Annotated in this window: 9 protein-coding genes and 1 pseudogene; 4 read left to right on the top strand and 6 right to left on the bottom strand. The window is 59.0% G+C overall.

What is annotated here, in order from left to right; genetic code table 11:
- Positions 1-316: 316 nt before the first annotated feature.
- Both R6U20_RS09355 and R6U20_RS09350 read right to left on the bottom strand, forming a co-directional pair.
- Complete coding sequence (locus tag R6U20_RS09355; RefSeq protein ID WP_410337591.1) at positions 317-1,963, bottom strand: Mur ligase family protein; 1,647 nt, start codon at positions 1,961-1,963, stop codon at positions 317-319.
- 30 nt (positions 1,964-1,993) lie between these two features.
- Complete coding sequence (locus R6U20_RS09350) at positions 1,994-2,824, bottom strand: alpha/beta fold hydrolase (protein WP_410337590.1); 831 nt, start codon at positions 2,822-2,824, stop codon at positions 1,994-1,996.
- 867 nt (positions 2,825-3,691) lie between these two features.
- On the opposite strand from R6U20_RS09350, the gene rho reads away from it, so the two are divergent.
- From rho to R6U20_RS09335, 3 genes are all read left to right on the top strand, one after another.
- Positions 3,692-4,804, top strand: coding sequence for a transcription termination factor Rho (gene rho, locus R6U20_RS09345; RefSeq protein ID WP_410337589.1), 1,113 nt, complete (start codon positions 3,692-3,694; stop codon positions 4,802-4,804).
- Between the two features lie 112 nt (positions 4,805-4,916).
- Entirely contained in the window at positions 4,917-5,696 is a 780-nt protein-coding gene (radC, locus tag R6U20_RS09340) for a RadC family protein (RefSeq protein WP_410337588.1), read from the top strand.
- Between the two features lie 297 nt (positions 5,697-5,993).
- Positions 5,994-7,229 (top strand): OmpA family protein, encoded by a 1,236-nt coding sequence (locus R6U20_RS09335; protein WP_410337587.1) that lies wholly within the window; start codon positions 5,994-5,996, stop codon positions 7,227-7,229.
- 311 nt (positions 7,230-7,540) lie between these two features.
- On the opposite strand, the gene dcd is transcribed toward R6U20_RS09335, so the two are convergent.
- Together dcd and R6U20_RS09325 are read right to left on the bottom strand one after the other, a co-directional pair.
- Entirely contained in the window at positions 7,541-8,095 is a 555-nt protein-coding gene (gene dcd, locus R6U20_RS09330; RefSeq protein WP_410337586.1) for a dCTP deaminase, read from the bottom strand.
- A gap of 53 nt (positions 8,096-8,148) precedes the next feature.
- Positions 8,149-8,805, bottom strand: coding sequence for a C40 family peptidase (locus tag R6U20_RS09325; RefSeq protein ID WP_410337585.1), 657 nt, complete (start codon positions 8,803-8,805; stop codon positions 8,149-8,151).
- A gap of 122 nt (positions 8,806-8,927) precedes the next feature.
- On the opposite strand from R6U20_RS09325, the gene R6U20_RS09320 reads away from it, so the two are divergent.
- A complete protein-coding gene (locus R6U20_RS09320; RefSeq protein WP_410337584.1) occupies positions 8,928-9,440 on the top strand; it encodes a BrxA/BrxB family bacilliredoxin in 513 nt (170 codons plus the stop codon).
- 125 nt (positions 9,441-9,565) lie between these two features.
- Here R6U20_RS09320 and hslU read toward each other — a convergent pair whose 3' ends face one another.
- Both hslU and R6U20_RS09310 read right to left on the bottom strand, forming a co-directional pair.
- The gene (hslU, locus tag R6U20_RS09315) at positions 9,566-11,026 is read right to left on the bottom strand and encodes an ATP-dependent protease ATPase subunit HslU (RefSeq protein ID WP_410337583.1); all 1,461 of its coding nucleotides are present in this window, start codon (positions 11,024-11,026) and stop codon (positions 9,566-9,568) included.
- Positions 11,027-11,139: 113 nt separating this feature from the next.
- Positions 11,140-11,379 (bottom strand): annotated as a pseudogene (locus tag R6U20_RS09310) (hypothetical protein); the annotation flags it as partial.

Below are 11,379 nucleotides of genomic sequence, written 5' to 3'. Positions count from 1 at the left end.
CTCGTGAAGTGCGCTTATGTCCTGGATCCTGGATCTCCGTTCGCAAGCTCACTGCGTCCAGGATGACACCTGAGTGGGGCATTGCGTATAACACAACGTTCAGCACTACGTACCAATGTGTCATCCCGGACAAGGTGCCCCTGGCACCGCTGATCCGGGATCCATCCTTCGGGAAGGCGGCTCCATGTGTTTGTTCAGGAGCCCGTCATTTTGCGTCGGGCACCGTGAAAACGTGAACAGGTCAGTTGTTAAATATCTGCATGACGATTCTGCGCAGATGGTATAAGCTACCGAAACTTTGACCTGTGACAGAGCACTACGCGGCCACCGGCTCGTACTGGTCGGGCAGATCATTTTCGTAGAGCACAATGTCGCCGGGTTGTAGCTGCGTGGCGAGAGCGTCTTGTGCGTCGAAGAGCGTGTCATGCACATGGATGTGGGCGTTGGGAAAGCCCCCGTCGCGCAGGCCGCGTTGCAGCGCTTTGGTTTGGGCAGTGCCTACCAGGTAGACGGCATCGGCGGTGCTTTCGGCGATGTGTAGGCCCAACTCATAGTTCGCGGTGTCCTCGTGTGCACCCATTTCTACCATGCCGGGCGTCACGATGTAGCGCTGCCCGCCCTCGATTTCGCCGAGCAGATCGACCGCGTTGCGTGCACCGACTGGATTGCTGTTGAAGGCGTCGTCGATGATAGTGATGCCATTTTCGGTGCGCAGCTTCAGGCGGTGCTCTACTGGATCTAGACGGCGCGCGGCGTGGGCCATGGCGCGTAGGCGGATGCCCATGGAGCGGCCCAGCGCCACGGCAAGCAGCAGATTCGTAACGTTGTGCTTGCCCAGGAGGTGCGTCTCAAAGACGGCGGTGCGTCCCTCTTCATCGCGGATGGTGCAGGCAAGTCCGTTGGTACTGTAGCGAATGTCTGTGGCCGCGATGTCGGCATCGGGATGCCCCTCGGCCGAGATTCGCCACACGGGACCGTTTGCGCGGCCTGCCATCGCTTCGACGTGTTCGTTATCGATGTTGAGCACAACGGGCCCGCCGGGCGCGGTGTGGTCGATGATGGAGGCCTTCTCCTCGGCAATCGCCTCGACCGATCCCATGGTTTCGAGGTGGGCTACACCGACCGATGTCACGATGCTGGCATCGGGCGTAGCGATGTCGCAGAGCTCAGCGATGTCGCCGGGGTAGCGCATGCCCATCTCCAGCACCAGCACCTGATGCTCGGGCCGCAGCTTCTCGTTCACCACAATGCAGATGCCCATGGGTGTGTTGTAGGAGCCGGGCGTGGCCAGCACGTTGTACGACTGCCCCAGCAGTTCGGCCACGATGTGCTTGGTGCTGGTTTTGCCATACGACCCGGTGATCCCCACCACGTGCAGGTGGTCGAGTTCACGCAATCGGGCCCGCGCCTGCCGTTTGAATCCCTCCTGGATCGCGTTTTCGACGGGGGTCATGATGAGTGCTGCAAGAGCCACCCAGAGCGGACCGCCGAAGTCGACCAGGTAGAGCGCGGTAATGCCACCGAGAACGGCTGCGGGTCCGTCCCAGGCGTATCCCAACCCCACCGCAGCACCTACGAGCAGCGCCATGAGCATCCCAGCGGTGGTGGCCAGGCGCGTCATGCGATCGGTGAAGGCGAGCGGCTTTTTCTCTTTATCGCGACGATAGCGACGGGAAGAGATAAAGAGCAGCGGCCAGACCGCAAGCAGCGTCCCTGCCGCCGTCCATGCCCAGCCCATGCCGTACGCGAGAAATGCCCCGATCAAGGCTACGGCGCCAAGGGCGTGCGACCATCCGGCGGCCACCGGGCGCATAGCCGGACTCTGGCACCAGTTGATGTAGCGATCAAGCTTGTACGTCTCCAGTTGAAATACGTGCAAGAAGAAACGCAGGCGGCGCCACGCACGCCATCCGGCAAAACCGGCCGTAAGGAGAATGCCAGTGGCAAGCAGCAGAGTGTACACAGGAACAGCAGGCGATGATAGGAGCAGGGCTTACGAAGAGGCAGGCTCAGATGCGGCGTCAGACGACTCGGTCTCGGGCGATTCGCGTTGGGGATGCGCCAGGACGTGCCGCACCGCTGCTGCTACCGTATCCAGCGCGTGTAAATGCGCATAGTGATCGCCCGGCAGGTCGACGCGCCCGGCATCGGGGATGTGGTCCACGAGGTACTGCACCTGGCGGTCGGAGACGGCCGTGTCATCTTCGCCACGAAAAACGAGCGTGGGCACCTGGATACGGTGCACATCGTCGTCGAGGTGATGGTTGACGGTTCGCACGAAGGTGGCGCGCATCACGCCCGAGAGTGCGTTGTAGTCGGATGAGCCGAGTGCCTGCCAGAGCAGTGAGTGGTGCAGCCAGTCGAGCGCGGGCGATTGCAGCGGTTCGGGCAGCCACGTAAACGGCGCTTTGATGGTGCGCGCAAGGGCCCCTTTGAGCCGCGTTGAAAGCGCCCGCTCCGGCTCGATGCCCGAGGGTGCCAGCAGAATCAGTTGATTGACAAGATCGGCATAGGAAGCATGACTGGCCATGTAGAGCGCGATGCGTCCGCCATTCGAGTGTCCAATGATGGGTAGCGGCGCCGTAGCTTCCGTCTCGATGTAGTCAGCCACGAGGGCGGCATGTTCGGGGATGCCCCATGGCTCGGGCGGGGCAGGGGAGTGGCCGTGGCCGGGCAAGTCAAGGCAGTGCGTGCGGTACCGGTCGGTCAGGCGCTCGGCCAAAGGCTGCATGTGCGCAATGGAACTGCCCCAGCCGTGCAAGAGCAGCACATCGGGCGCATCGGGCGGCCCAGCAACGTGTCGATGAAGGTCGGTGGCAGTCAAGGAAAGCAGGAGCCGTAATGAGTAAGGAGCGTGGCGCGAAGAGATACCCGCAGGGCACCGCCCACAGGTATCCGTCGAATGCCTGGTGGAAGGCGTTGTTTGGCACGCAGCAGGATCTTAGAGAGCGCACGGTGTCTGCAAAAAGAACCTGTGGAGTTTGCGTGCGACCCGCTTCGTTGGAAACCCTAATCCAGGGTCTGCGTTTCGTCGCGTGTATTGTTGCTTATCTTCTTGCAAGCAGTTATACTTGCTGCGACGGTCGTTTCCGCACGCGTCGCTAATGAAGATCTACTGGTCGTTTCGGGCGGTTTGCTACTGGCAGGCCTTGTCGGCCCGAGTTCTCCCTGGTTCTTACACATGCGCTTTGTTTACTGCGTTTGCGCAGCACGCCCACATGGTGTGGGTAGCGTCCCCGAGCCTTCAAGGGAAGGCCCTGGAAGGTTGAACTTGTGCGCTGCATCTGTACAAACGATCTGATGCCGGGCATAGCGTATCCGGGTCGAGCCTGCGCTCTCGTGCCCTGCACGGTCGCCTGCCCCACCCAACTGTGCATGTGCCTTCGACATCCCGAAGCGTCCCCAAAACCTTCCCAACCTGAACGGCCCAAACGCACGCGTTAAGCTGGAACGGGCCACTTTTCGATATACGGGCTACGCCCCCACAAGGCTTGCGTCTTTCTGTGCTATAATGCCACTTGCATTGCAACTGCATGTGAGTCTAATGTGAATCGCATGTGAGCCGAATGCTACGTGCAAGTATGACGTAGCCATACCATTCGCTGCACAGCCACGCCCGATTTGCCTTTTTCTGATTCAGCACGCAGCCACTGCGCTGTAATCTTTACCGAACATTCCAACGCCTACCTTTATGTCCGATAAAAAGTTTAAGCGTCTCCTTGAGCTCATCGGGAAGAAGAAGTATGGGTTTATGCGTGAGCTGCACCCGGCGCTTCCCAAAGATGACGACGACCCGTTTATGCCGCCGCCGCTGATCCGCAAGTTCAACCTGCGCGATGGCGTGCTCGTTGAGGGCTCGCTCAAACCAGGACGCAAAGGCGGCATGCAAGTGGGTTGGATCGACACGGTGATGGGGCTGCCGCCCAAAGAGTGGGCCCAGAAAGATGCATTCGATAAGGGCGCAATCATCTATCCCGAGGAGAAGCTGAACCTCGTAACCGGTCCTGAAGATGTGTCGATGCGCATTATGGATCTGGTGGCGCCGCTCGGCAAAGGCCAGCGTGCACTCATTGTAGCGCCCCCGCGTGCAGGTAAAACCGTGCTGCTGAAGCAGATTGCTGCGGGCGTCACCCAAAACCATAAAGAGGTCGATCTCGTCACGCTCCTGATTGACGAGCGCCCGGAGGAGGTTACCGACTTCCGCCGCTCCACCCAGGCTGAGGTGTTCGCCTCCTCAAACGATCGGGGCGAAGACAACCATGTGCGCGTAGCTACGCTATCAATGGAGTACTGCAAGCGCCTCGTTGAAAAGGGAAAGGACGTGGTCTTGCTGCTCGATTCGCTTACGCGTCTGGGCCGCACCTTCAACCTGTTTGTGGATGGCAGCGGGCGCACGCTTAGTGGTGGTTTGGATGCCGAAGCCCTCAAAACCCCGCGCAAGATCTTTGGCGCGGCCCGCAACATCGAAGGAGGCGGCTCGCTCACCATTATTGCCACCGCGCTGGTCGAAACGGGCAGCCGCATGGATGACGTGATCTTCGAAGAGTTTAAGGGCACCGGCAACGCCGAGGTCGTGCTCGACCGTCGCCTCGCCGAGAAGCGCATCTACCCGGCGATTAATGTGCGCGAGAGCGGCACTCGCAACGAAGAGCGCCTCCTGGGCGATGTGCGCCTGCGCAAGCACAATCAGCTCTTCCGTGCCCTCAACTCGCGGCATCCGGTCGAGGCCATGCAAGCGCTCATCCGCCATGTGCGCAACAGCCCCACCAACGCGCACCTGCTCACCGAACTGGTACCTGAGTAGACGTTTTTCTTACGGATACGACGGACGTTCTTCACAGGACGTTACGATGGCCGCCCTGCGCGTGTCATGGTAGCGTCCTGTTTGCGTTTCTGTTGATCCTCTGCTCGTTGTTATGCCGAACACGTCTTCACCCAGCAATACCTCCAGTTCTGACGACACATCCAGCGACGATCACTCTGAAGAGCCCATTGCTGCGTATCAGGCTCCGATTCACGCGTGGGACCCCTCTGACCAGCCCCGCGAGAAGCTGATGCAGGGCGGCCCCGGCGGGCTGTCGGATGCTGAGATCCTCGCGATCCTGCTGGGCTCGGGCACCCGCACGAGCGAGGGACCCGTGTCGGCAGTACAGCTTGGGCAGACGCTCTTGCGCACGTTCGGCTCGCTCTTCGACGTGTCGCGGCGTCCGCTGAAGGAGCTGGTGCGCGTACGCGGCATCGGCCCAGCCAAGGCCACTCGCCTGATGGCGGCCTTTGAGGCCGGGCGCCGCTCGGCCTCGCAACGCTCGGGCGATCAGGTGCAGGTGGGCTGCCCCAACGACGTGGCTGCGGTGTACGGCCCGCTCATGCGCGACCTCAAGAAGGAGATCTTCAAGGTGGTGCACCTCAACACCGCCAACATCATCATTGGCGACTACACCGTGAGCGAGGGCGGGCTGGCCTCCAGTATCGTAGAACCGCGTGCGGTCTTTGAACAGGCCATTCTCGACAACGCGGCGTCGGTGATCTGTCTGCACAACCACCCGTCGGGCAACCCCGAGCCCAGCCGCCAGGATATTCGCATCACGCGTCAGCTTGTGGAGGCAGGCAAGCTCATGGGTATCCCCGTGCATGATCATCTCATTATAGCCGGAGAAACGCATACTTCGCTGGCCGAGCGGGGCGTTATGGGATGAGATGAAGATTCCAGCCACTCATTCCTGTCCGGAATGCAGCGCTGTGTCACATCACGTTGTGCTATACATCTCCCTGCCGTTGACCGTGCAGAAATACGCCTTCTGAACCCATAGCACAATCCGTACTTCGTGTCCTACCCTTCTCATAAAATACGCTTTTCAAAGAGAGCCTCATATTTTACTTATTATTAAGTCCCCCCGTGTATTATGTGGTATCGTTCAATATGCTATACCGTATTACTCCTCGTTATTGTCAGCCTGTGCGCAGAGGGTGCTGATGCCCAAATCCTGGACCGTATGCGTGATCGTGCTGAGCGCGAGGTGGAACGCCGGGCCGAAGATGTGACCTCACGAGCGGTGAACTCCATTCTCGACGAGATGGAAGACGCTGTCGTGTGCGTGGCCACCGACCCCGAGTGCATTTCCGAGGCTGAAGAAAACGGTGACCCCGTCGTCGTAACTGACGAAGAAGGAGAGGTCGTTGAGGTGCGCGATGGCGATGAGCCTGGCGAGGCCGCAGCGGCTGTTGAAGCGGCGGGGGTAGAGACCGAGGTTGCCGAGTCCTCTCCAGCACGCCCTGGCGAGGGCACCTGGGCAAACTATGACTTTGTGCCTGGCAACCGCGTTCTCTTCGCCACAAACTTCGAGAACGAAACGATTGGGCGCTTCCCACAGCAGTTGGAGTTTCTGGGCGGTATGATGCAACTCGTTGAGTGGGAAGGCCGCACGCTGCTCGAATCCACCAATCTTGAAAGTCACATCCGTATCCCACTGAGCGAGACGCTCCCGGAGCGCTTCACGATCGAGTTTGATGCGTATATTTCGGCACGTCGACTTGGGATGCAAATCGGCGTCTTTATGGCGTCTATATCCCAGCCGCGTAGTTTTAGTCGGCACGGGCAATCTTACTTCGTGCTTGGACGCTCCGAATCAGGAGTTGGCGGGCCGAATGAGAGTCTCCGCAGCGTGACAGCGTATCGCGATGAGATCACGCCCATCCGTATTGCTGTAGATGATACGTACGGCACGGTGTACGTTAATGAGCAACGTGTCGCCAATATGCCTGTGCTACAGATCGAACGCAACGACTTCATCGAGATTGTCATTGGTGGCAGAAGCGATGCCCCGGCCTACATTTCCAACATTCGCGTAGCAGCCGGGGGAAAGCAGCTCTACGACCGCCTGATGGCTGACGGACGCGTGTCCACCCAGGGTATATATTTCGACACGGGAAGCGATACCATCCGCCCAGAATCTACGGGGACACTCACCGAGATTGGACGCATGCTGGCGGAAAACCCGGATCTGCGCATCCGGATTGAGGGCCACACCGACAATGTTGGGGATCCTGAGATGAACAGAGCGCTCAGCGACCGGCGTGCCAATTCGGTTATGACCTACCTGATGAGCGAGCATGGAATCGACACCGATCGGCTTGAAGCTGTGGGTATGGGCGAAAACGAGCCTATGACCGACAACGACACCGAGGAGGGCCGTCAGAATAACCGCCGTGTAGAGCTTGTGCGGCTGTGATGCATGCTGGGAGAGGCACAGCGTAGTGAAGCCAAGATCCGTTCTTTGGAATGGACACCTCCTTTCTTGTGACTACGGATGCTGGCCCGTCTGCAGCGCTTTCGGCTTCCCCCAAATGCGCCCCCATGCTCCTGAGCAGCCTACTGCTCTGTCACACCTGAATGTTTGGGCTAAACCAGATGGATACGCGTGCTGTGCTGTCCCGAAAAGTTCCTGCTACACACCAAGGAGATGGTTCGGCTGCGCTCACCATGACAGGCTTCGTGGGGGCTGATGCCAGAACAACCATCAAAATGAGGATTGACAAAGCACTACAGCCTCGGCAGCGTAATGCCTGTTTGATGCTGATACTTGCCTTTCTTGTCGGCGTAAGAGATGTTGGGCGCCTCGCCATGCATAAACACGACCTGGGCGATGCCTTCGTTAGCATATACCTTGGCAGGAAGTGGCGTCCCATTGCCAATTTCAATCGTCACGTGGCCTTCCCACCCGGGCTCCAGGGGGGTTACATTTACAATGATCCCCGAGCGCGCATAGGTCGACTTGCCAAGTACGACCCCCAGCACATCGCGGGGCATCTTAAAGTACTCAACTGAGCGTGCCAGCACGTACGAGTTGGGTGGAATGAGGATGTGGTCATCGGTCGTGGTTTCGACCAGTGCGCGGTCGTCAAGATCTTTCGGATCGACGACGCTGTTGAACATGTTGGGCGTGAAGACGCGAAATGCGTTAGCCACGCGCATGTCGTATCCGAACGAACTGAGGCCGTAACTGACCACGTCATCGCGCACCTGGTGGTCGACGAACGGCTCGATCATGTCGTGGACGGTGGCGCGGTCGGCAATCTGGGTGTCGTTAAGAACCATGAAGCAGGGTAAAAGCGAGCGTAAATGAGGAGAATGAGCATAGTCAGGCGCGCTTACCATCCGCTGCGGGAGGAGGCCGAGCCTGAAGCATTGGTTGGTGCGCCGGAGTTGGCCTGACCGGGCTGGGCAGCAGAAATACGGCGGGCGGTCCAGTAGCGCTCGGCCCAGTACGATTCGCTAAGATCCGATATCGCTACGCCCTGGCTTGAGGAGGCATGCACAAACTGTCCGTCTTCCAGATAAACGCCTACGTGCCGCGACTTGTCGAGGTGAAAGAACACAAGGTCGCCCGGCTGCAGGTCCTGCTGACGCACGCGCGCTCCGGTGCGCACTTGAGCCCGGGTGGTGCGAGGCAGGCGCACATTGGCTACGTCGCGGTAGAGCGTCTGTACCAAGGCCGAGCAGTCAATGCCACGCCGCGTAGTTCCCCCCCACTGGTGCGGCACCCCTTCCCAGCGGGCGGCCTCGGTCTCCCAACGTGCTACCAGGTCTTCGGATGCCGTGTGCTGCTGCGTGGTAGCGTCCGATTGCGTGGTGGAGGCTGAGCTTCCGCATCCCCCCACAAATAAAACCAACGTACCCACAAGCAAGGCTGCGGAGAAGACTGCAGCAGGCCCAATATGGTAGTGATGCCACAAGGTTTCCTGGTCAATCATAGCATGGTTGGGGCGAGGCAAGAGCATGTCGGCGCGGTGGTATAGCCGAGCCAAACAGCGTGTAGGTAACAGCATACGCACGATATAGCCAAACGTTGTGGCACATGGATCACGCACTTCTCCACAAGGTTCATGAAAAGCAACCGTCGCTGTGTTACACCAACTTACCCGCTGTTATGCCTTACCCTGAAGCCATGGTCAAACCGATGCGCGCCGAACTGACGCGCCTGGGTGTTACGGAGTGTACCGATGCCGATGCTGTTGATACGGCATTCGAAGAAGCCGAGAGTGGCACCCTGCTGCTCGTTATCAACTCGGTATGCGGGTGCGCGGCCGGCAACGCCCGCCCGGCTGTTTCAATGGCCACCCAGCTCGATGTGCAACCCGATGAATACATTACGGTCTTTGCCGGACAAGACCTGGAGGCCACTGAACGGGCCCGTGAATATCTGCCTGGCATTCCGCCGTCGTCGCCGTTTATGGCGCTTTTCAAGAACGGCCAGCCTGTGTATGTGATTGAGCGCAAGCATATCGAAGGGCGCAGTGCCAACGCAATTGCAAACGATTTGAAGACGGCCTTCGAGGCGTACTGCACGGGCAACGATGTACCTGCCGATGCGCCCTCAGCTCCCGACGTGAGCACTTCAGGCGCCCCAGGCGTACCGTCGAGCTTCCAGTCGATTTCGTAGGGCTGTTTTCGTCATGCGCTGACGTTCTGGCCCGACAACCAAACCAACGGCCCGCCTCCGGAATGGAGACGGGCCGTTTTTTTGTGGAGCCCGGATACAGGTGTCGCACTACGCGCCGCACCAGCTTACAGAATGTACTGACTCAGGTCGCGGTCGGTGGCAATGGAGCTGAGCCGGTCTTTCACCATTTCGGCGTCAATGACAAGCTCGGTGTCCTGAATCTTGTCGGGCACATCGTAGAGAATGTCCTCCAACAGCGTGGTAAGAATCGTGTGCAGGCGACGCGCGCCAATGTTCTCGACTTCAGCATTGACCTGCGCAGCCACACGAGCGATCTCTTTCACGCCCTCGTCTTCAAACGTAATCTTGACGTTTTCCGACTGCAAGAGCGCCCGGTACTGCTTCAACAGTGCATTTTTAGGCTCTTTCAGGATGCGGTAGAAGTCGTCTTCGTCGAGGTTATTCAGCTCCACACGAATCGGGAAGCGACCTTGTAGCTCAGGGATGAGGTCGCTTGGCTTAGAGACGTGGAACGCCCCGCTGGCCACAAACAGAATGTGGTCGGTCTTGACCATGCCGTGCTTCGTCTGCACGTTCGACCCTTCCACAATAGGAAGCAGGTCGCGCTGCACGCCCTGGCGCGACACGCCTTGGCCCGCACCGCCACCCTGATTGCGTGCACTGCTATCGGAGGCCACCTTATCGATCTCGTCGATAAAGACCATACCCGTTTCCTGGACGCGCTTCAGCGCATCCTCCTTGACCTGGTCCATATCGATGAGCTTCTGCGCCTCTTCTTGCGTCAGAATCTCGCGGGCTTCGTCAACCGTGACACGCTTCTTCTTGCGGTTGTTGCCGCCGAGGTTGCCGAACATCTCTTGCAGGTTGACGCCCATCTCCTCCATGCCCATAGGACCGAAGACCTGCATCATGGGCGACGATGAATCGCTCGACACTTCAATTTCGATCTCGCGATCGTCGAGTTCGCCGTTAGCCAGCTTCTCGCGAAACTTCTTGCGCGTGCGCTGGCGCAGGTTTTCCTCATCGGTGGGGGCAGGGGCGTCGCTGTCCTCTTCATCGCTACGCTGGAGCACAAACCCTGGCCCGTTCACCTCGGTGGTGCTGGAAGAAGAGCGACTTGTGCCCTTGTCGGCTGGTGGAATAAGGATGTCGAGGATGCGCTGCTCGGCCTGTTCGCGCGCTCGTTCTTGTACGGCTTCCTTGTGCTCTTCTTGCACCAGATTCACCGCAATGTCGGCCAGGTCGCGAATCATACTTTCCACATCGCGCCCCACGTAGCCGACCTCGGTAAACTTGGAGGCTTCGACTTTGATGAACGGCGCACGGGCAAGCCGGGCCAGGCGACGGGCAATTTCGGTCTTGCCTACACCAGTGGGCCCAATCATGATAATGTTGTTGGGCATGATCTCGTCGCGCATATCTTCGGGCGCGTTGCGACGACGCCAGCGATTCCGCAGCGCAATGGCTACGTTCTTCTTCGCATCGTCTTGCCCAATGATGTACTGATCGAGTTCCTCGACAATCTGCCGAGGCGTCAATTCATCCAAAGAGGGATGGGTGGCCATGAAAGTAGAAGATTAGTCCAGAGTAGCAGCAACGTAGAAACAGCGGAATGCGCAGCAATGCGCTTCATTCGCGTAGAACGCCCGCAGAACGACTGTTAAGGGGCAGGAATCAACTACGCCGGCGAATCGGCTTCGTTGAGGTCCTCGTCATCGAATTCGTCATCGAAGGAGTCGTCATCGACGGCTTCATCATCGAAGGATTCATCATCGGCATAGTCATCGAGGCTGGAGGGCTGTACCGGAGCATACTCCTCCTCGGGTTCGGTTGGGGCCTCGTCGGCAGCCGGGGTGCCATTGCTGTATCCCCCGCCAAACGTACGATCGCGGTAATAGTCGTCCAGAATCTTTTGTAC

Source organism: Longimonas sp., assembly GCF_046498435.1.
Classification (GTDB): Bacteria; Bacteroidota; Rhodothermia; order Rhodothermales; family Salinibacteraceae; genus Longimonas.
The sequence above is the reverse complement of the archived record's forward strand: the minus strand, read 5'-3'. Positions and strand labels throughout refer to the sequence as shown.